Annotated in this window: 16 protein-coding genes; 10 read left to right on the top strand and 6 right to left on the bottom strand. The window is 70.3% G+C overall.

Annotated features, from left to right (window positions below; genetic code table 11):
• The first annotated feature begins 4 nt into the window (after window positions 1-4).
• Window positions 5-937 carry a type II toxin-antitoxin system HipA family toxin gene (locus WMF27_RS10065; RefSeq protein WP_437769125.1) on the top strand — a complete coding sequence of 311 codons (933 nt, stop codon included), beginning with the start codon at window positions 5-7 and terminating at the stop codon, window positions 935-937.
• Between the two features lie 325 nt (window positions 938-1,262).
• On the opposite strand, the gene WMF27_RS10060 is transcribed toward WMF27_RS10065, so the two are convergent.
• The 4 genes from WMF27_RS10060 to WMF27_RS10045 all read right to left on the bottom strand — a co-directional run bounded on the left by WMF27_RS10060 (window position 1,263) and on the right by WMF27_RS10045 (window position 4,381).
• On the bottom strand, window positions 1,263-1,880 hold the full coding sequence (locus tag WMF27_RS10060) for an SAM-dependent methyltransferase (protein ID WP_437769126.1): 618 nt from the start codon (window positions 1,878-1,880) through the stop codon (window positions 1,263-1,265).
• A 69-nt stretch (window positions 1,881-1,949) separates the two neighbouring features.
• Window positions 1,950-2,648, bottom strand: coding sequence for a 50S ribosomal protein L3 (gene rplC / locus WMF27_RS10055; protein ID WP_437769127.1), 699 nt, complete (start codon window positions 2,646-2,648; stop codon window positions 1,950-1,952).
• Window positions 2,649-3,090: 442 nt separating this feature from the next.
• Window positions 3,091-3,504: a cupredoxin domain-containing protein gene (locus tag WMF27_RS10050; RefSeq protein ID WP_437769128.1), complete on the bottom strand. Its 414-nt coding sequence runs from the start codon at window positions 3,502-3,504 to the stop codon at window positions 3,091-3,093.
• Window positions 3,505-3,634: 130 nt separating this feature from the next.
• Entirely contained in the window at window positions 3,635-4,381 is a 747-nt protein-coding gene (locus tag WMF27_RS10045; RefSeq protein WP_437769129.1) for a Bax inhibitor-1/YccA family protein, read from the bottom strand.
• Between the two features lie 167 nt (window positions 4,382-4,548).
• Between WMF27_RS10045 and WMF27_RS10040 the strand changes: the two genes are divergently transcribed.
• From WMF27_RS10040 to WMF27_RS10005, 8 genes are all read left to right on the top strand, one after another.
• Window positions 4,549-5,316, top strand: coding sequence for a hypothetical protein (locus WMF27_RS10040; protein WP_437944111.1), 768 nt, complete (start codon window positions 4,549-4,551; stop codon window positions 5,314-5,316).
• Complete coding sequence (locus WMF27_RS10035) at window positions 5,313-6,434, top strand: DUF4419 domain-containing protein (protein WP_437944110.1); 1,122 nt, start codon at window positions 5,313-5,315, stop codon at window positions 6,432-6,434. Before WMF27_RS10040 ends, WMF27_RS10035 begins: the two co-directional genes overlap by 4 nt.
• Window positions 6,435-6,578: 144 nt before the next feature.
• Window positions 6,579-7,832, top strand: a complete 1,254-nt coding sequence (locus WMF27_RS10030; RefSeq protein WP_437769131.1) for a hypothetical protein — start codon at window positions 6,579-6,581, stop codon at window positions 7,830-7,832.
• 45 nt (window positions 7,833-7,877) lie between these two features.
• Window positions 7,878-8,996 (top strand): hypothetical protein, encoded by a 1,119-nt coding sequence (locus tag WMF27_RS10025; protein WP_437769132.1) that lies wholly within the window; start codon window positions 7,878-7,880, stop codon window positions 8,994-8,996.
• Between the two features lie 25 nt (window positions 8,997-9,021).
• A complete protein-coding gene (locus WMF27_RS10020; RefSeq protein ID WP_437944109.1) occupies window positions 9,022-11,451 on the top strand; it encodes a DUF2169 domain-containing protein in 2,430 nt (809 codons plus the stop codon).
• Window positions 11,448-13,187 (top strand): pentapeptide repeat-containing protein, encoded by a 1,740-nt coding sequence (locus WMF27_RS10015; protein ID WP_437944108.1) that lies wholly within the window; start codon window positions 11,448-11,450, stop codon window positions 13,185-13,187. The genes WMF27_RS10020 and WMF27_RS10015 overlap by 4 nt, the downstream gene beginning before the upstream one ends.
• A gap of 16 nt (window positions 13,188-13,203) precedes the next feature.
• Window positions 13,204-13,896 (top strand): DUF3540 domain-containing protein, encoded by a 693-nt coding sequence (locus tag WMF27_RS10010; protein WP_437769135.1) that lies wholly within the window; start codon window positions 13,204-13,206, stop codon window positions 13,894-13,896.
• 12 nt (window positions 13,897-13,908) lie between these two features.
• Window positions 13,909-14,976, top strand: coding sequence for a S41 family peptidase (locus WMF27_RS10005; protein WP_437944107.1), 1,068 nt, complete (start codon window positions 13,909-13,911; stop codon window positions 14,974-14,976).
• 199 nt (window positions 14,977-15,175) lie between these two features.
• Here WMF27_RS10005 and WMF27_RS10000 read toward each other — a convergent pair whose 3' ends face one another.
• On the bottom strand, window positions 15,176-17,206 hold the full coding sequence (locus tag WMF27_RS10000; RefSeq protein WP_437944106.1) for a hypothetical protein: 2,031 nt from the start codon (window positions 17,204-17,206) through the stop codon (window positions 15,176-15,178).
• Between the two features lie 454 nt (window positions 17,207-17,660).
• Here WMF27_RS10000 and WMF27_RS09995 point away from each other — a divergent pair, with 454 nt between their 5' ends.
• Window positions 17,661-17,870: a hypothetical protein gene (locus WMF27_RS09995; RefSeq protein ID WP_437944105.1), complete on the top strand. Its 210-nt coding sequence runs from the start codon at window positions 17,661-17,663 to the stop codon at window positions 17,868-17,870.
• Window positions 17,871-17,927: 57 nt separating this feature from the next.
• Here WMF27_RS09995 and WMF27_RS09990 read toward each other — a convergent pair whose 3' ends face one another.
• The gene (locus WMF27_RS09990; RefSeq protein ID WP_437944104.1) at window positions 17,928-19,961 is read right to left on the bottom strand and encodes a hypothetical protein; all 2,034 of its coding nucleotides are present in this window, start codon (window positions 19,959-19,961) and stop codon (window positions 17,928-17,930) included.
• Window positions 19,962-19,966 lie beyond the last annotated feature (5 nt).

The following is a 19,966-nucleotide window of genomic DNA, read 5'->3' as shown; positions in this document are numbered from 1 at the left end:
CCGCATGACCGCCTGCCTGATCTGCCTGGGCGGGAGCCCTCCCGACGACTCCGGAGGCCGCTACCACCGCGCCTGCCTGCGCCAGCTGTTCGGCGCCGAGGAGGCCCCGCGGATCGATCTGGATCTCCTCCATCTGCCAGCCCGGATCCAACCCGAGATCGGCAAGATGTCGATCTCCGGCATGCAACGAAAAGCGCTCATGCAGCTGTCGGAGGATAGGAGCTGCCTCGAGGTCGCCGACAAGAGCAGCCGTTACATCCTCAAGCCGCAGCTCGAGCGGTACTCCCATGTGCCCGAGAACGAGCACGTGAGCATGCGGATCGCCGTCCTCACCGGCGTGCGGGTGCCGCGCCTCGGCCTGTTCCACCTCGCGGACGGGAGCCTGGCGTACGTCATCAAGCGCTACGACCGCACCGGCAGCAAGAAGCCACGCAAGCTCCACCAGGAGGACTTCTGTCAGCTCGCTGGCCGACCGGCCCACGAGCGCGACAAGGGTACCGCGGCGGAGTGCGCGGACATCGTGGCGCGGTATTGCGGTGAGCCCGAGGTCGAGCTGCGCCGGCTCTACCGGCACATGCTCGTCGCCTACTGGATCGGGAACGGCGACATGCATCTCAAGAACCTATCTCTCCTGCGCGGAGCGGATGGTATCTATCGGCTAGCACCGGCTTATGACCTGATATGCACCTGGATCTATGGGGACAAGACGCTGTCGCTGCGCCTCGGCATCCGCAACAGGGATCTGCGCCGCCACCATTGGCTCGATCTCGCCGAGCAGCACATGCGCCTCCCGCGCGCCGAAGCCTCGACGGTCATCGACGCGATGCTCGGCTGCACGAGCGAAGCGCTGGCCTTGCTGCAACGTTCACCGATGCCGGAGGAGATGCGGAAGAGCTACGCGCGCCTTCTGAGGAAGCGAAGCCGCGCGCTCGCATGACGGCAGTGCATTCCCGCCCCGCAGCGCCTCATCAGGAGACGGTCGATTTATCGGCAGGCGTAGGCTCCCGCCCAGGGTGTTCGCAGGCGGCGCAGGAGACGGACCACCGTCCGCAGGGATATAAATCAACAGAACCGTAGGCCCCCGGAGAGGGTGTTCGTGGGGCGGCGCGGGGGACGGACCGCTGTTTGAGCCCAATTGACTTTCTATCTCCGGCGTGCACAGCGCGCCGGAGATAGAAAGTCAATTGGGCGAGTTCGGTGGGGCCCCCGCGCCGCCCCACGAACACCCTCTCCGGGGGCCGGGCAGTGCGGCAAGACCTCCCCTACCCCGTCTTCCCCGCCGCCTTCCGCTTCAGCCCCACCAGGAAGATCTCCACGCTGCTCGCCCGCGTCCCCTCGGGACGGATGCTCCGGACCTCCTCGAAGAGGTTCCTCAGCGCGTCCCGGGCCTTCACGAAGTCCTCGCTCATGAAGATCTTGCCGACGAACGCCCCGCCCGGCGCGAGCAGCGCCTCGGCCACGGCCACGGCGCGCATGAACAGCTCGTAGCTCCGGGCCTGGTCGGCGATCTTGCTGCCGCTCGTCGCGGGCGCCATGTCCGACAGCACCACGTCGTACGGCGCGAACTGCGCGAGCGCCTCGTTCGTGAGCGACAGCGCGTCGCCCTGCACCACCGTCGCCTGCGGCCCGAACGCCGCCGTGATCGGCGACAGATCCACCGCGAGCAGCTTGCCCCCCGCACCGATCCGCTGCGCCGCGTACATCGACCACGACCCCGGCGCGGCGCCCAGGTCGAGCACCCGCTGGCCGGGGCGGAGCAGCCGCACCCGGCGATCGATCTCCTCGAGCTTGAAGACGCTGCGCGCAGGGTAGCCCTGCGCCTTCGCCGCCTTCGTGAAGGCGTCAGGGCGCTTGTACGGGTTCTTCGGCTTCTGCGACACGGAGGGACACTCGGCGGGCACGACCGGCGGGGCGCTCGCTCATGGGAGCTGCCCCGCCGGCGGCCGGGCTCAGCCGCCCTTCTTCTTGGTCGGCTGCTGCACCGGCACGATCCCCTTGCCGCCGCGCTTCTTCACGGCGCCGCGGATCGTCACCAGCTGGTTCTTCGGGCCGGGGACCGGACCCTCGATGAGGATCAGGTTGTCCTCGGGGAGGAGCTTCGCGATCTTGAGGTTGAGCGCGCTCACCGTCTCGTCGCCGTAGTGGCCGGGCATCTTCAGGCCGGGCAGCGTGCGGCCGGGGGTCATGTTCGTACCGATCGAGCCGCCGTGGCGGAAGTACTCGTGCGTGCCGTGCGAGCTGACCGCGCCGGCGAAGCTCCACCGGCGGATGACGCCGCTGAAGCCGCGGCCGCGCGAGCGGCCCTGCGCGTCCACCCGCTGGCCCACCTCGAAGATCTCGTCGACCTTGAGCGTGCTGCCGAGCTCGTACTTCGCCGCGTGCTCCGGGCTGCAGCGCAGCTCGCGCACGATCCGCTTCGGCGTCTGCCCCGACTTCTTGTACGCGCCGGCGAGCGGCTTCGTCGTGTGCTTCTCCGCCCGCTCGCCGAGGCCGAGGATGAGGGCGCTGTAGCCGTCCTTCTCGAGCGTGCGCTTGCCGACGACGACGCAGCCCGCCTGCACGACCGTGCAGCGCAGGACCTCGCCCGTCTCGTTGAAGATCTGCGTCATGCCGATCTTCTTGCCGATGATGCCGGGATGCTGATTCATGATGGGATCGCCTTGCTCGCTCCGTCTGGGGTGGCTGAAACTGGCTCCGCGCGGCGCGCCGCGAGAGCGATCCCCTCGGCGCGCCTCGTCACGAGCCGGTTCGGAGCGAAGAACCGGGGCGGTTTCCCGCCGGGCACGTTGGGGGGCGCAGAGCTTACTCACGGGGCCCCCAAAGGGAAGCGAAAACCACCGCCACAACGGTAATACAGGCCACATCAAGTCGAGACGCGCCGCGTCGCGACCGCTCGAATCGACCTGGCCCACGCAGGCGCGCGCTCGAGGCGACGGGGCGCCCCGGGACGACGCGCCGGGCAGCGCGGAGGAGCCCGCCTCGGGGAGGCGCCGCGCGGCAGAGGACGCGGGCGGCGGCGCGAAGCGCTACGACGCCGAGCTCTGGCTCATGCTCTGACGGCGCGCGCGCCTCGCGACGGGCGCGGCTGCGTCACGAGCCGACCACGTTGATGGTCGCCTTGACCATCGCCATCCAGCACTGAAGCACCATCTTCCCCTCCTTCTGCGGGGTGATGGCCACCTCGACCTGCGTGTTCAGCGGCAGGTCCTTCTCGATCTTCAGATCGGGAATCGCGATCGCCTTCAGACACTCGCTCTTCGTCGTCCGCGTGAAGCGCAGCACCACGGGCTCTCCCTTCTTCAGCTCGATCGTCGACGGGGAGAAGCCGCTGTCGTTCACCGCGATGTCGATGCGCTTGACGCTCGCCGGCGCGGCGAGCTCGGCGGCCGCCACCGCCACCGCCACCGGCGCCTCCTCGGCGGGCTTGTTGCAACCGAGCAAGGAGAGCGATGAGAGCGATGAGAGGGAGAGGGCAAGCGCGGCGACGAGGAGCTGAAGGCTCATGGTCAGCGCGTTCTTACCCGGCCCAAATGGCGCGTCAAGCCGCCCTCCAGCCGTCCGCCCCGGGCGAGAGACCCAAGGGAGGCCGGGGGCGGACGGGCGCGCGCCGCGACGTGAACGCGACGCGGCCGGCTCAAACGTGGCGGCCCGAGAGGATCTGCAGAATCGACGAGAAGAGGTTGATGAAGTTGAGGTAGAGGTCGAGCGCGCCGCCGACCGGGTCCTCTTCGCTCGAGTGGAGCAGGCGCGACGTGTTGTAGAGGACGTATCCCCCGAACACGAGGACGGACACGCTGGCGATCGCGAGGCCGAGGACCGTGCTCCCGAGCAGGGCGTTCAGCAGCATCGCGCCGAGGACGACCATGGCGCCCATCACCAGGCCGCTGGCCATGAACGACAGGTCCTCCCTCGTGAGGAAGACCCCCAGCGTGAGGCTCCCGAACGTGAGCACCGTCAGGATGAAGGTGTCCCGCACCGGGGCCGACGACAGGGTGCCGCCGAGGCCCGCCGCCGCCTGGGCCATGTAGAGCGCAGGCGCCGCGGTGACGCCCAGGACGGCCGCCATCCCGAAGAGCGCGAGGACGTTGACCCCGGGGATCTTGCGCACCGCGCGCGCGCCGAACATCACGCCGAACACGACGCCCATCGAGAGGATCGGGTGCTGCGCGAAGAGCTCGACCAGCGGCGGCATCGCGCGCCCCAGCGTCCCCTCCTCCACGTCCGGCGCCCCGATGTACAGCGCGCACATGGCGCCCAGGGAGGAGACGACCAGGCTCGCCGTGAAGAGCCCGTACACCTTCTTGAGAAAGTCGATCCGCAGCGCCAGCTTCGGGCTGGCCGATACGCTCGCCCCGAGGGGACTCGCCTGGCGTGAGTTCATCTGCTGCGCTCCTCCTTCGGGGCGTATCGCCGCGGCTGCACGAGCGCCTAGTCGTGCACCATTCACCACGGACATGCAACACCGCCCCGGCAAAGCCCCCGGGCATCTGTTGACCGCAAAAAAATCACGCTCCAGCGGCATCGCGCGTATGGAGGAGCCGGCGCGGCGTGAACGGCGCGCCGGCATCGCGCCAGCTTCCGACGAAAAGCAGCCTGGATCCAGAGAAAATCCTCTCGATGCCGGTTAAACACAGCCTGAATCCAGAGAATAAGCTCTCGATGCCGGTTAAACACAGCCTGGATCCAGAAAATAAGCTCTCGATGCCGGTTAAACACAGCCTGGATCCAGAAAATAAGCTCTCGATGCCGGTTAAACACAGCCTGGATCCAGAAAATAAGCTCTCGATGCCGGTTAAACACAGCCTGGATCCAGAAAATAAGCTCTCGATGCCGGTTAAACACAGCCTGGATCCAGAGAATAAGCTCTCGATGCCGGTTAAACACAGCCTGGATCCAGAGAAAACGCTCGGTTCCGACGACACCCCGCTCGGCTGCGACGAGGACGCGCTCGGCTGCGACACCAGCGCCGGGCGACAGCGCCGTCGACGTGGCTGCGCGCGCCGTGGGAAGGACGAGAACGAACTCCTGTCTTCTCGGAGGTCCGGAAGAACGACCGCACTCGCCTCCCAGCGGCCCCGGAGCACGACCGCTCGCGACCCATCGCCAATCGATGCTCGGGACAGGCACCTTGCCGGGCTCCAGCGCTCACGCCGGACAGCAGAAATGTGCCGCGCCCGGGCGCGCTCCGCCCCATGCAGCGACGCCGCGGTGGGCGCCAGCGCGCGGCCCGTTGTCGCGCGCCGCACGCTCGTGTACGAAGGACAGCGAAGGATCACGAGCGCGCCGCGCAGCCCTGGAGAGGACGAGGTCTCATGAACGTCACGACGATCGCCGTTGCCGACGTCGAGCCCGCAACGGCGCCGTTGCCGGGATTCGATAGCGAAGCTTCGGTGCAGAGCCTGCTCGTCTCGAAGATCGAGGCCTCCTACCGCCACCGCCTGCCCCTCGTGGGACGCACGGACCACCACCCGCTCGTCCAGGCCGCCCATACCGCCTTCACCCAGCGCTATCCCCTCGTGCTCTCGCCCGACGTGGTCTGGCTCTGCCTGGCGCGCGGCTTCACGTTCCACCTCGCCGCGAACGACGAGCAGCGGCGCCGCTTCCTCCCCGACGATCACGAGTTCTCGCTCGTCGTCGATCGCCGGGACTTCACCCTCGGCGAGGTGAACCCGTGGCCGGCTTTGTTTCCGGACTTTTCCAGGCAAATTTCGGCGCGGGTCGGCTCGCTGCGGGACCTCGTGACCTCCAATTTCTCCACCACGGGGCCTGTCGAGCGGGTGTCGTCGGAGCTCACGGTCGCGACCCCGCTCGCGCCGCACCACGCGTGGGAGCCGCCGTTCCCGGGCGACATGGTGTTCCCGCGGCGCGGGATCCCGCGCGTGTACCTGCTCGGCACGTCCGACGACTGGCGCTGGGTGCGCCAGCGCGTGGCGATGCTCGGCTCCGTCGGGCAAGATCGGTGGACCCGCGCGCTCCTGCCCGTGCTCGACCAGATCGCCGCCTCGGCGGAGGGGCGCGCCGACACGATGTTCTGGCGCGCGTTCTTCCGGTACGAGAGCTCGGCCGACGAGCTGACCGGGTGGATCCACGTGCTGTTTCCCTACCTGCGCGCGTGGCCCAACGACTACTTCGCCCCGAATCCCTATCTCGAGAGCTGGCACGAGCGATGGCGGACGGCGGAGGCCCGGAGCGACGCGCTCGGGGGCCTCGGGAACCCGCAGGGACCAGGGCTCTCCGAGCTGCCGCCCGGCCTGACCAGCGCCCAGCTGCGCTTCATCGACGGGAGCAGGCGCGAGCACCCCATGGAGTTCATCAGCGGCCTCATCGGCGTGACGCAGGATCCGCACTCCCTCGCGCTGCTGCCGGAGTTCGTCTGGGCCATCGCGCACCAGGCCCCCGAGTCGGCGGCGCAGCGCCCCGCCGAAGCCTCGTGAGCCACGCAGCCCCGCTCGCCGCGCGCTCGATCACGACGATCGCGGCGAGCGATTCGGCGTGGACGGGCGGCTCACCGTGTCATAGGATCGCGCGGTCCGCGACACGGCGACGCCGTGCGTCGTCCATCACGCTCGGAGGCTCCAGTGTCCGGAGGCAAGTTCGCGCTCCTCGAAGTACCGGATCTGAATGGTGGGGAACCGTCCTACCTGCGCCTCGGGGCCGCCGCGCCGCTCGGCGAGAGCGCGGGCGACGATCTCGCCGAGCGGATTCAGACGTTCACCGACGACGACCGCAAGCGGGACGGCTCGCCCGATTTCGTGCCTGTGGGCGAGCGACAGGCCGAGACCGCGAAGCTGCACACGAAGGGCGGCTGGCGCGATCACACCGACGGCAACCGCATCTCGACCACCAAGGGCGACAAGGTCGAGGTGATCGGGGGGAACTACCGCCTGCTCATCCTCGGCCGCGGGGAGCACCAGGCGGGCTGGGACGTGTCGGGAGGGCACGTCACCGAGGTCAGCGAGACCTTCGGCGGCGGCACCACGATCGAGTGGGTGCAGAACTACGGCGGGACGTGGAAGGTCGTCGAGACGACCATCAAGGGCGAGGTGCACACCCTCTACCACGGCGACGTCTACGACCATTACTTCGGGAAGGTCAAGGAGAGCCAGACCGGCACGGACACGTTCCCCACGCTGGATGTCACCGACGATTTCATCGATGACAAGAACCCGCCCTCGCCCCAGGCGATCCCGACGGAGAACCCCACGATCGTCGACAGGACGTGGGCCAAGAGCATCGAGTCCTATACCGGCTCGGAGAAGCTGCCTGTGCCGTCGATCACCGACGAGACCTGGGCGGAAGTGATGGTGTCGAAGACGAACGCCACCTCGATGACCGACGAGACGACGGTCAAGGCGGAGTCGAAGTCCACCATGAAGGCCGCGTCGATCACGTCGTCCACCAAGGTCGACGGGACCATGGATGACCGCACCGAGGCCGACATCATCAAGAGCTACACGAAGGCGAGCAAGATCGTCTCCGAGACCCACGCCGACACCGAGGACGATATGTACGGCGACGCGGACTCCTACACGCAGGGCAACAGCAACACCGTCGTCGCGGGGATCGAGACGACGATCAACCTCGGCATGGTCAACGAGGTCGTCCTGGGGGGGATGATCGAGGCGACGCTCGGCGCGGAGGTGACCTTCACGGCCGGCGGCATCGTCGACGTGACCGTCGGGCTCAAGGCGGATTTCAGCTTGACCGGAAAAATTGAAGTCTCCGCCGGCCCCACGCTCGAGATCAGCCCGGCGGGCGTGGAGCTCCAGATGAGCAAGACGGAGATCGCGCTCGCCAACAAGGTCATCTCGGCGTTCAACCTCTTCGTTTGAGGGCGCGGGCACCACGCTCCACGCGCCACCGGATACGGAGCTCCCATGGCCGGCGATGGCAAGTACGGTATCCTCCATGTGCCTGATTTCGGCGACGGCATGTCGTCGTACCTGCGCATCGGCGCGGCCGAGGGCGACGAGTACACCTGGCGAGATCACACCGACGGCAACCGGATCATCACCACGCGGGGCGACAAGGTCGAGGTCATCGGGGGCACCTACAAGATGACCGTCCTCGGCCGCCGCGAGTTCGAGGGCGGCTGGAAGGCGGAGGACGGGCAGATCAACGAGAAGAGCATCACCTTCCACGGGTCGGGCGAGTTCGACTTCATCCAGGGCCCCCGCGGCGAGAAGCGCCTGCGCGAGAAGACAGTGAAGGGCGAGGTGCACACCACCTACCACGGCGATGCCTTCGAGTTCCATTACGGCAGCAGGCTGGAGAGCGTCACCGGACACGACAGCCCGCCGCGCAACCTGGACGAGATCACGGACCCCTGGGGGCTCCCTCGATCAGGCGTCCTCGGGGAGAACCCCACCATCGTCGACAGGACGTGGGCCAAGAGCATCTCGTCCTATACCGGCTCGGCGAAGCTGCGGGTGCCCTCGATCTCCGACGAGACCTGGGCGGACACGATGGTGTCGACGACCCACGCCACGTCGATGACCGACGAGACGACCATCGAGGGACCGTCGAAGTCGACGATGAAGGCGGGGTCGATCACGACCTCGACCACGGTCACCGGGACCATGGATGACCACACCGAGGCCGACGTCATCAAGAGTTATACAAAGGCGAGCAAGATCATCTCCGAGACCCACGCCGACACCGAGGACAAGATGTACGGCGACGCGGACTCCTACACGCAGGGCAACAGCAAGACCGTCGTCGACGGGATCGAGACGACGATCAACCTCGGCATGGTCAACGAGGTCGTCCTGGGGGGGATGATCGAGGCGACGCTCGGCGCGGAGGTGAGCTTCACAGGCGGCATCTCGGCGAGCGCCACAATGGGCCTGGAGGTGTCCGTCACCGTCGCCGCGTCGCTCGAGGCCAGCATCGGGCCCAAGCTCTCGATGGGGACGGAGAAGATGAAGGTCACCCTGGACCGGGGCAAGGTCGTGCCCGTCCGCACGAACATCGCGGCAGTCCACCTCATGACGTGACGCGCAAGCGCGGCGACCCTCACGGATGGCGAACAAGAACCTCACCCCGTTCCTCTTCGGCAGCAAGGTCACCTCGCGGAGGCCGCCCCAGCCGGAGATGACCCTGATCGTCCGGGCGAAGTTCACCCTGACGCCCGGAGCGCCGCTCTCCCTGCCCGAGGGCCACCCGGCGCTCGCGCAGGAGACGCTGCGCGGCGACGTGTTCCACGACGACGATCTCGAGCAGACCGGCGAGTGCCTGTACCCGAGCGATCTGGCGGACTTCAAGCCCCACGCCGACGTGCTCCTGATCGGCACGTGCCACACGCCGGGCAAGGCGCGCATGACCGAGTGTCCGGTGCGGTTCGGCGTCGGGTCCTGGTCGAAGATCCTGCGCGTTGTCGGCGAGCGCGTGTGGATGGATGGCCTGCTCGGGCCCGCCATGAGCGATCCCGTGCCGTTCGACCGGATGCCGCTCGGCGATCGGCGCAGCTTCGGAGGGCCGGGGCACCCGCTCAACCCGGTGGGCAGGGGCCACGGGACGCGCGAGCTCCCCAACGTCGAGGGCGCGGACGATCTGCTGCTGTCGCGCTCGGATCGGCCGGCGCCCGCGGGGTTCGGGCCCCTGTCGCCGAACCGGCCCGATCGGCGCGCCCGGGTCGGGAAGAACTACGGCAAGGCGTACCGAGAGAAGCGAGCGCCGTACTTCGCCGACGACTTCGACTGGACCTATTTCAACGCGGCCCGGCCCGATCAGTGGCTCCCCTACCTGCGCGGGGACGAGGAGCTCCTGTTCCAGAACCTCCACCCCGACGCGGACGTCTTCCGGTCGCGGCTGCCGGGCCTCCGGATTCGCGTCTTCGCGAACGACGCGGACCGCGGGTTCCGGGAGGTGCCGATGCACCTCGACACGCTGCTCGCCAACGTGGACGAGGGGGCCCTGTTCCTCACGTGGCGCGGCCTCACGGAGGTGACCGACGACGACCTCTCGCGCGTCACCACGCTCGTCGCCTCCGAGCCGCTCGACGGGCCGGCGCTGCCCGAGGAGCATTACCGGGAGCTCCTCGCGCGCTTCGAGGCCGATCCGCTCGAGATCGAGGAGCAGCTCGCGCCGGAGCTCAAGGAGGAGTGGGGGGCGCTGCAGGCGCTGCAGAAGAAGGGCGACGGCGCGGCGCCGGGCGACGGCGCGGCGGGGCTCGACCCGCTGTCGGCGCTGCTCAAGGCGCGGCTCGGCGACGTCGCGAAGCCGCAGCAGGAGAGGATCGGCCGGGCGATGGCGGGGCTCGCGGGCGTCGCGTTGCCGGGGGGCAAGGTCCTCGGCAGCGTCATCGCGGAGGCGCTGCGCAACCTGCCGAAGGCCTCGCAGGCCCTGCCGCCGATGAGCTCCGGCGCGTCGCCCATGCTGATGGACGCGGCGCTCCGCACGGCCTTCCGGCGCGTCGCGCGGGCGGTGGAGGCGGCGAAGGCGCTCGCGGCCGCGCGCGGGGCGCAGGTCCCGGCGCTCGCGGCGTGGGACAAGCTCGCCGGCGATCCGAAGCTCGCGTCGATGGGCCTCTCCATGGCCCCGCCGCGGCCGCCCGGGCAGATCGGGCCAGGGAGCGACCTCCGCGACCAGGACCTGAGCGAGCAGGACCTGAGCGGCCGCGACCTGACCGGCGCGGACCTCACGGGCGCCCTCCTCACGGGCGCCAACCTCCGGGGCGCCAGGCTCACGCGCGCCATCCTGAAGCAGGCCGTGCTGTTCGACGCCGACGTGAGGGAGGCGGATTTCACGGGCGCGGACCTGAGCCTCGCCACCCTGCAGAGCGCCTGGGCAGAGCGCGCCGTCTTCCGCGGCGCCACGCTGGAGGGCACCACGTTCGACGGCGCGCGGCTCATGGAGGCCGATCTCTCGGGCACGCAAGGGTCGCAGCTCGTCTTCTCGAGGGCGGACATGACGGGGGCCGTCGCGCGCGGGGCGGCGTGGGCCGTGGCCTTCCTGGAAAGCACCGTGCTCGAGCGCGCGGACCTGTCGCAGGCCTCGCTCACGCGGTGCTTCGTGTCCAAGGTCAAGGCGACCTCCGCCACGTTCGCGGGCGCCACCCTGACCGGCACGAGCTTCTCCGGCTCCGACCTGACCGGCGCGGTCTTCGCGGGCGCGCGGGGCGACGGGAGCGTGTGGATGGGCGCGACCCTCACCGGCGCGGATCTCAGCCTCGCCGTGATGACGGGCGCCCTCTTCATCGAGGCCACGGCCGACGGCGCGAGCTTCTTCGGGGCCAACGTGCGGGGCGCCCGGTTCGACCGGGCGGACCTCACGCGCGCCGACTTCACGCGGGCGAACCTCTTCGAGGCGGACCTGCTCAGGGCGCGGGTCCCGGAGGCGAAGTTCGTCGACGCGAACCTCTACGATGCAAAATTCTACGAGACCTCGGGATCCGGCTGTGATTTCAGGGGGGCGAACCTGAAGAAGTCGACGCTGGAGCGAGATCGATGACCCCGGACGAGCTGAGGGCGCTGCTCCAGGCGGGCGAGGCGCTCGAGGGCAGGACGCTCGGCGACATGGATTTGCGGGGGGCCGACCTCCGCAAGGCGCGGCTGCGCGGCGTGAAGCTCGGGCGGGTGCAGCTGGAGGGCGCGGACCTCTCGGGGGCCGATCTCCGCGGCATCAAGATGGCCTGGTGCGCGCTCCGCGGCGCGGACCTGTCGGGCGCCGATCTCCAGGGCGCGGCCGTCGCCCAGAGCGACCTCTCGGGCGCGAACCTCGCCGGCGCGAACCTCACGGGGGTGAGCCTGGTCCGCGGGCAGCTGACCGGGGCGAACCTGCGCGGCGCGCTGCTCCAGGAGGCGAACCTGGCCGAGTCGAAGCTCGCGGGGGCGGAGCTGTCCGGGGCGACCCTGAAGGGCACGCGGCTCGACCTGGCCGACCTGTCGGGCGCGGCGCTCGACGGCGTGACCATCTCACAGTCGTCGTTCACGCGGGCGGATCTCTCGGGCGCCTCGCTGTCGCAGGCGCGGATCGAGGGCTCGTCGTTCGCCGAGGCGAACCTGACGCGGGCCGACCTGTCGGGCGCAGAGCTCGACACGGTGGTGTTCCTGAAGGCCGATCTCCGGGAGGCCGTGCTCCCGAAGAAGCTCACGAAGACGGTGTTCGACGGCGCGCGCCTCGGCCGGCTCGACCTCTCCGGGGCGGACCTCGCGGGCGCGGCGCTCGACGGGATGGACTTCGCGGGGGTGAGCTTCGAGAACGCGAACCTCACGCTGTCGTCGCTCCAGGGCGCGGACCTCCGGGGCGCGAGCTTCCGGGGCGCGACGCTCGACCAGACGGTGCTCGCGGGCTGCGACCTCACCGGCGCGGACTTCCGGGGCGCGACGGTGAGGTCGTGCATGCTGTACCGGGCGCGGCTGCCGGGCGCGGATCTCTCGGGCAAGGACCTCGAGATGGTGGTCTTCAAGGAGGCCGATCTCTCGGGCGCCGACCTGTCCGGCTCGCGGCTCGTGCGCTGCGTGCTGGAGGGGGCCAACCTGACGGGCGCGAACCTGACGCGCGCGCTCGTCTCGCAGACCACGCTGCGGACCGCGGTCGTGGAGGGCGTCACCTTCGAGAAGGCGATCTTCGACTGCGTGGACTTCTCCGGCGTGGACCTGACGCGGGCGCCGCTCTCCGGGCTGACCCTCTCGCGGTGCTTCTTCGCGCTCGGGGACCTCTCGGGGATGGACCTCTCGGGGTGCAACCTGTCGAACTGCGACTTCACCTCGTGCAACCTGGAGCGGACCCGGCTCGACGGCGCCATCCTGGCGAACGCGAACTTCAAGGGGGCGAACCTGCGGCAGGCCTCGCTGGCAGGCGCGATGGCGAAGGCCGCCTTCTTCGGCGAGGGCGTGCTCGCCGGCGCCGGGTTGACGCAGGCGATGCTCCGCAATGCGATCTTCGTGAAGGCCGATCTCTCGGGGGCGAACCTCGCGGGGGCCGACATCCGGGAGACGGTGATGCACGAGGTCCGCGCGGCCGATGCGCTGTTCGTGGGGGTCAAGGCGCACCACGCCGATCTCTCGCACGCGGACATCTCGGGCGCCGACTTCACCGGGGCGGACCTGCACTGGGCGAACCTGCACCACGTCCGCGACGAGAAGACACGTTATCTCGATGCCAACCTCGCCACGGCGAGGCGCACGGACGTCGATCGCCTGGAGGCCGAGGCATGGATGCCGCCCGAGCGGCGCTCGCAATGAAGGAGGAGCGATGTCGATGGGAGCCATGAAGGAGAGCGATCGCGCGGCGGCCGTGCGGGTGGACGCGCCGGCGGGCGAGGAGCACGCGCTCCCGGCGTACGGCGCGCACGGCGCGCGCGGCGCGGACGTGCTGCGGATCGGCCTCCCGCGGGCCGGGGCCGCGGCGGCCGACGGCGCGGGCCGGGACGGCGCCGCGGCGCTCCCGAGCGAGTACCTGGGCCCGGGCCGGGTCACGGCGGCGGAGGGGGGCGCGATCGCGGTGGAGCTGCCGGGCGGCCAGCCGGTCGCCGTCGAGATGGCGCTCGCGCTGCCCTACGAGCCCGCGGTGGGCGACACGCTGCTCGTCATCGGCAGGGAGGAGCGCTACTACGCCATCGGCGTGCTCCACGGCGCGGGTCGGACGGTGCTGTCGCTCCAGGGGGACGTGGCGCTGCACGCGAGGGACGGAGAGCTCTCGCTGTCCGGGGACAAGGGCGTCGCGATCCGGGGGCCGGAGCTCGAGGTGCAGGCGGGCAAGATCCGGATGGTGGCCGACGCCGTGGTCCAGCGGTTCACCTCGATGGTCCAGCGGGTGAGCGCGCTGCTGAGCGTGCAGGCGAGCGAGTCGCACACGGTCGTGGAGAAGACGGCCTTCACGAAGGCGAAGAACGCCACGATCCTGACCGAGGAGACGGTCACGGTGAACGGCAAGCAGATCCTCTTGGGATAGGAGGCCGGCGCGATGCTCCCTGCGAACAACAAGTGTACCGGCATGAGCGCCGGGTACCCCGACGTGTGCATGTCGCCTGCGCTCGGCCCGTTCCCGTTCCCCAATTTCGACCCGAACGCGGTGAAGTTCCCGTTCTCGTTCAACGTGTGGTTCTCGATGGGGCCTGCGCTGAGCCTCCTGGCGCGCGCGATCCTCACGATGGGCGACTGGCTGGGCACGCTGCACTGGACCTTCATGGGAACAGGCCAGTACACGTTCGGCAACGTGCGGGTCTTCATCAACTATGCCCCCGCCACGTCGCTGCTCTCTCCGAGGTCCGGCAACAACTACAACTGCTTCATCGGCGTCCAGGTGTTGCCGAGCGTGACCAACGTCTTCATCACGTACAACGCGGGCAGCGCCGGGGGCGCGCGGCCCGCCGGCGCCCCGATGCTGGCCGATCTGGACGCGCTGGTCGCGTCGCTCCACCCGTGCGGCGGCGCGTCGCCCGTCGAGAGCGTCCAGCTCGAGCCGGGGGTCGGGTACGTGAAGATCCGCACCTTCTCGCTGGACGTGCCCGCCCGGGTCCACACGGCGCTGAGGGCGCTCGCGGCCGGAGGGCTGGAGACGCTCGTGCTGGATCTGCGGGACAACCCCGGTGGGGAGCTGACGGCGTTCCTCGAGCTCGCGGGCGACTTCCTGGAGCCGGGGAGCGTCCTCGGGAGGGCGATCGACGCGGACGGCGACGAGATCGTGTACCGGTCGAGCCACCGGGATCCGTGCCGCGCGCCGCTGTGGATCCTGGTGAACGGCGGGACGGCGTCGGCGGCGGAGCTCTTCGCCGGCTGCCTCCAGTGGCACGGGAGGGCGGTCGTTGCGGGGGAGCGCACGTACGGAAAGGGAACGGCGCTGAAGGTCGCGGCGGATCCGGAGGATCACGCGCCGGTCCTCGCGCCGGCGGCGAGGATGGTCCTGCCGGGCGGAGAGCCGATCCACGGGACGGGGATCCGGCCGGATGTCGAGCTGGGGGCGATTGAAGGGGCCGATCGTGGCGGGGAGCGGCGATCGCTGATGGACTTGATCGCCGGCGCGAAGGCCTGAGCGCTAGTTCCGCCCGCCAGAGGTCCGGCCAGGGATCCGGAGAGAGATTTCAACGCAAAGGCGCAAAGGCGCAAAAAAGAACCGATTTTTGTTTCTTTGCGTCTTTGCGCTCTTGGCGTCTTTGCGTCGAACTCTCTCTTCATTTGCGAGACAGATCCCTGGCGGGATTTGTGACACGCGGGACTAGCCGCCGCTCGGCTCAGGGACGTACCGCGAGGTACACGGTGCTCCAGAGCTGCACCGCGTTCGACTCGTCATGGTGCAATCGCTCCGCGCCGAAGGGGACCAGCTTGTAACAGCCGCCCTCGAAGGCCCAGCTCCAGAGCTCCCGCGTGCTCGCCTCGCGCGTCGCCGCGATGACCTCCCAGAGCGCGCTCCGCGCCCGCTCCAGCGCGCCCCGCGCGCGGGCCGGCAGATCGCCGCGGCCGAGCTGCCGCTCGAGGCCCGCGGCGAGCATCGCCTGCTGCCACGACCAGGTGACCGTCCCGTGGTAATGGGCCGCCGTGAAATCCCTCTGGATCGCCGGATCCTGCGCGAACGCGGGGTTCGCGACCAGGATCCCCACCGGCGTCCGCAGGCCGGCCGGGAACGGGCGGATCAGGCGGCCCGCGATCGCCTCCAGCGCAGCGGGCGGCGGCTCCGTGAACAGGAGGACGAAGCTGTCGTCGGAGTGCATGACGGGAATCGGCTTCCCGTCGTCGTCGAGCGCGAGGGCAGGAAACGAGAGCGTCCCCGAGAGCGACGCGAGCGCCGGCGCCGCGTCCAGGCCCAGCGACGCCGCATAGGCCGACGCGCGCCGCCTGGCCTCGTCCTCCGGCAGCTCCACCTGGAAGAACACGCCGGCGTCCTTCCACGCGCGCGCGAGCCGCTCCGCCCGGCCGGCGCGCTCCGCGTCCGCGCCGAGCAGCGGGCTCGCGAGCAGCCGCGCCGACGCGCGGAGCGCGGCCGGAACGAGCGCGGCGTTCACGTCGTAGGGGATCCGGCCGCCCGCCAGGCCCTCCTGGCTGTCACGCCACTCGCCCACCTTCGTGCCCGCCTTGAGCCGGATCAACTTCATCGGATCCCCCGTCTCGGCGAACGGGGCGGCGAGGTGGAGCACGAGCGCCACGTTCCGCGCGAGCGCCTCCGCATACGTGTCGCCCCCCGGCGTCCGGCGCGACAGGAACTCGGCGGCGCGTTCCCGGCCGGCCGCGCTGCCGAGGAGATATTCAGCGGCGACCGGCGCGAGGAGGAAGTCGTCGTCGATCATCTTGTAATCGTAGACAGGCTCGCGCAGCGCCCCGGGGATGCCCGAATCGAGGTGCATGAGCGCGGCGTACTCGCCGATCGCCTCCTCGTGCGCGACCTCACCGGCCAGGCTCAGCCGATCGAGGACCGAGCCGAGGCCCGCCTCGACCACCGCCGGCTTGAGGACGGGCAGGAGCATCCTCACCGCGAGCAACGTGTCCCGGCCGAAGTACGTGAGGAAACGCCAGGACCCGGCCAGCAGCTTCTCCCGGTACGCGAGGAAGGCGAGCGCCTGGCGGTGGCGCGGATCGTCGCTGGCGCGCTCCGTCACGAGCTCCTCGAGGGGCACCGGCGTGAGCGGCGCCTCGTCCGAGAGCGCCGTCACCCGGACCCGGAGGCCGCTCGGCCCTGCCACCAGCGCGATCCGGCCGTCGTCCCCGAGCGCGGCCGTCGTGCCGTCCTGCGGCTCGATGAGCAGCTCGAGGTGATGATCGCCGTCCAGCATCGTCCGCCGCACGGCGATCGCCGCTCCCCGCTGCGAGGCGAACGCCTCGACGTCGTTCTCGAGCCAGGCCGGGACCTCGGCGTCGCGCCCCACGTCGCGGAGCGTACGGACACTCCCGAGGAGCACCCGATGGACACGCAGCACCGGCGCCTCGCTCGCGAGGAGCGCCGACACGCCGCGCATGACGCCGGGCCGCTCCACGCGCTCGACGCGCTCCACGCCAGCGACGTCCCCCTCCACCGAGAGATCGACCGGCGCGGGCAGAGAATCGAACCACACCGCGACTCCCATGTTCCCTGCCGGAAAAGCGACGATGAGCCGCGGCGACACGCCCGACGTCGTCAAGAGATGAGCGGCGATATGACCACGACGGAAGAAGTGGTTGTCTATCTGGCCTTCTTTCAGCTCGAAGGCCAAGAGCTCGGCAGGCGGCGGCGCGGAGGGCGCCTCGCCGTGCGGTGCGCGGGAGACACAGGAGGCGGCAAGCAGCGTGGACAAGGTGGTTCCCCTCAGAAATCGCTCGATCTTCGTGGGCCTCGTGGGCACCGCGGGACCGTACCCAGCCGGGGCGCGCCTGCCAAGGACCAAGGGTCTTCGTTGGCCGCCAGCTTACGTCTCCGACACGCTGGCCGCTTATCGCGGGTTTTCAGCGAATTTACCGAGGTAGAGCGATTCAGCGGGACGCGCGGGAGGGCGCCGCCACGGCCTCACTCCGCGCGGCACGTGTGGCCCCGGGAACGGACGCAACGGACGCAACGGACGCAAACAACGCGACGGACGCAAACAACGCGACCAACCAGGGCACCAGGGGGCGCGATCGCGATGAGGAGATGACAAAGAAAGAGCTCACGCCTTTGTTGCCCTGTGATAACCCATCCGAGAGCTCAGCTGTCGATAGTGAGTTCGCAGCAGGCCAGTGACCTGCGCGCCATTTTGAGGAAGGGGGTTCGAGATGGACGAAAGCATCTCCGGCCAAGCCGCGGCCGGCAGCGATGGTTCTGATCGCGCGAAGCTCAGCGTTCCGCAAGAGGGCCTGATCACCGCCGGGGTTGATGGCAGCCTCGAGTTGAATTGCCTGAAAAGCGCGGATTTTCGAACCGCCGACACCAAGAGCGCAAATATAGAATCTTATCTTGGCGTCCTTGGCGCGCTTGGCGGTTGATTTCTCGCTTGATCGACGAGATCGCTATTCCAGGCAGGGGAGTGAGGCGTACGCCGGTCAGCGCCCCTCGCCCCCCCGCCCAGGCTTCCCCCGGCGGTAGAGCCCGATGACCAGCGCGAGCACGGCGGCCCCCAGCCCGGCGACGGCGATGAGCCGCGCCGTCGTGCTCCACCGGCCGAACGGCCGCGGGCTGGCCTGTCCCGCGCGGGGGAGCGGGACGAGCGCGCGGCGGGCCGCCGCCGCCTCGGCGAGCGCGCGGCGGACGCCGGCGGCGTCGAGCGAGGCGTCCGCCGGGATGAGGGCGCGCAGCGCGGAGCGCGCCCTGAAGAACGGGGCGCCGTCGCTGCTCCACGCGGCGGGCGCGCTGTCGAGCGCCTCGTCGAGCGCGGCCGGGATCACCTCCTTGACGATCGCGTCCACCGCGCCGGGCGACGCCGACCTCGCGAGCGCGATGTAGCCGGCGTCCTGGATCCCGCGGCGAAGGCTCTTCAGGCGCATCGACGGGAACACGCCGGGAAAGCCGACGGATCGGGAGGAGAACGCGCCCCGCTGCGTCCCGGGATAGAGCAGCATGCCGTCGCCGAGGCACGCGTCGCCGTCGCGGTTGTGGAAGTTCTCGGCGACGGTGAACGGGTCGATGGGCCCTCGGCCGCCGCGGTTGCCGTCGTGCCAGAACGCCGTCTCCCACAGGAACCAGCGGTCCACCTCGTGGGAGGCCGCGATCCAGCCGTCGGCCATGAGCCCGGTGAGCGGCGCGTCGATCATGAACGTGCCGGTCCGCGGCAGCGCGCCGTTGTACACCCAGAGCCGCTGGCCCGCCTCGCGCGCGGCCCGCGCCCACGTGGAGTCGAAGCGGTTCGCCGGCGTGAGCACGAGGTCGACGTCCTGCTCCACCGGAGGGACCTCGCCGCACGAGTGCCCGACGAGGACGCGCGACGACAGGCGCGAGCCGCGGATCAGCCGGCGCCAGCCGGGCCCGCGGGGGCTCTCGCACTGCTCGTCGATCGCGTAGAGCATCACGTCGTCCACCGTCGGCGGGAGGAGGTCCGCGACCGCCTCGACGCGGTGGAGGGTCGCTTCCCCGGGATCGCCGAAGCTGCCATAGGCGCCGAGCGCCACCGCCCCGGGCGGCACGCCCGCGCCCGGCCCCCTGTAGCCGCGCGCCTCCGTGAAGAGCGAGCCGTCGATCGCCGCGCGCAGCCGCTCGACCTCGGCGGGGCTCCGGACCGACGCGAAGCCGTCGACGTGGTGCTCGTGGAGCAGCTGCCAGAGCTGCTGCTCGACGGCGGGCCCGCCGCCGACCCGCTCGGCGACGGGATCGGCGTCGTAGAACGCGATGAAGTCGACCGCGCCGTACGGCAGCACCGCCGGGGCGACGTCGAGCTTCAGATCGAGCGACGCGAGCTCGCCGTGCGACGCCGATCCGACCACCACCCTCCCCTCGTAAGCGCCGGGGAGGGCGCCCTCCGGGACGTGGAGATCGATCCAGACCGCCCGGGTCTCGCGAGCGCCGACCTCGAGCGGGTACGGCGCCCAGGGGGGCGCGAGCTCGACCGGGATGAGCGCGTCGGGGAGGAACCCGAGGTGCACGTCGTCGGGCGGCCGCGCCGCAGGGCTCCACCCGAGCGACTCCAGGGGGCGCTGCTCGTTGCGCGAGCGCCGCGTGATCTCGACGTAGTGCTCGACGAAGCGGCGGATCGAGATCGTCCCCGCGGGCGCCGCTCCCTGCCCCTGCGCGGGCGGCTCGGGCGCGTTGGCCGGCGCGCCCGGGCCGGCCGCGGGGCCGAGCGCGGAGAGCTCGACCGTGACGCCGCGCACGGGCTCGGCGCCGGCCTCGACGACGACCTGGAAGGCGACGACCTCCGCGCGGAGCGCGCCGAGCCGGATCGGCTCGCCGGGCCGGAAGACCGCGTTTCCTTCGCCGCGCGAGAGCGGCAGGCCGACGTCCTCCCGGCGGACGCGCGTGCCGTCGTCGGCCACCCAGACGCGCGCGCGCTCGGGCTGCCCCTCGCCGGCGGCCGCTTTCGCGAGCGCGCCGCACGCCATGGCGGAAAGCAGCGCGGCGGGGAGGTGCGGGAAGGATCGCGGCATGTCGC

Origin of the sequence: Sorangium sp. So ce281 (genome assembly GCF_051527395.1) — a bacterium.
In the GTDB taxonomy this organism is placed as follows: Bacteria; Myxococcota_A; Polyangia; order Polyangiales; family Polyangiaceae; genus Sorangium; species Sorangium cellulosum_B.
The sequence above is the reverse complement of the archived record's forward strand: the minus strand, read 5'-3'. Positions and strand labels throughout refer to the sequence as shown.

What these genes read in the sequence shown, in the direction of transcription:
- WMF27_RS09995 (WP_437944105.1), top strand. Translation starts at nt 17,661, where the DNA reads ATGGACGAAAGCATCTCCGGCCAAGCCGCGGCCGGCAGCGATGGTTCT.
- WMF27_RS10015 (WP_437944108.1), top strand. Translation starts at nt 11,448, where the DNA reads ATGACCCCGGACGAGCTGAGGGCGCTGCTCCAGGCGGGCGAGGCGCTC.
- WMF27_RS10065 (WP_437769125.1), top strand. Translation starts at nt 5, where the DNA reads ATGACCGCCTGCCTGATCTGCCTGGGCGGGAGCCCTCCCGACGACTCC.
- WMF27_RS10010 (WP_437769135.1), top strand. Translation starts at nt 13,204, where the DNA reads ATGGGAGCCATGAAGGAGAGCGATCGCGCGGCGGCCGTGCGGGTGGAC.
- WMF27_RS10035 (WP_437944110.1), top strand. Translation starts at nt 5,313, where the DNA reads ATGAACGTCACGACGATCGCCGTTGCCGACGTCGAGCCCGCAACGGCG.
- WMF27_RS10005 (WP_437944107.1), top strand. Translation starts at nt 13,909, where the DNA reads ATGCTCCCTGCGAACAACAAGTGTACCGGCATGAGCGCCGGGTACCCC.
- rplC (WP_437769127.1), bottom strand. Translation starts at nt 2,648, where the DNA reads ATGAATCAGCATCCCGGCATCATCGGCAAGAAGATCGGCATGACGCAG.
- WMF27_RS09990 (WP_437944104.1), bottom strand. Translation starts at nt 19,961, where the DNA reads ATGCCGCGATCCTTCCCGCACCTCCCCGCCGCGCTGCTTTCCGCCATG.
- WMF27_RS10050 (WP_437769128.1), bottom strand. Translation starts at nt 3,504, where the DNA reads ATGAGCCTTCAGCTCCTCGTCGCCGCGCTTGCCCTCTCCCTCTCATCG.
- WMF27_RS10020 (WP_437944109.1), top strand. Translation starts at nt 9,022, where the DNA reads ATGGCGAACAAGAACCTCACCCCGTTCCTCTTCGGCAGCAAGGTCACC.
- WMF27_RS10025 (WP_437769132.1), top strand. Translation starts at nt 7,878, where the DNA reads ATGGCCGGCGATGGCAAGTACGGTATCCTCCATGTGCCTGATTTCGGC.
- WMF27_RS10045 (WP_437769129.1), bottom strand. Translation starts at nt 4,381, where the DNA reads ATGAACTCACGCCAGGCGAGTCCCCTCGGGGCGAGCGTATCGGCCAGC.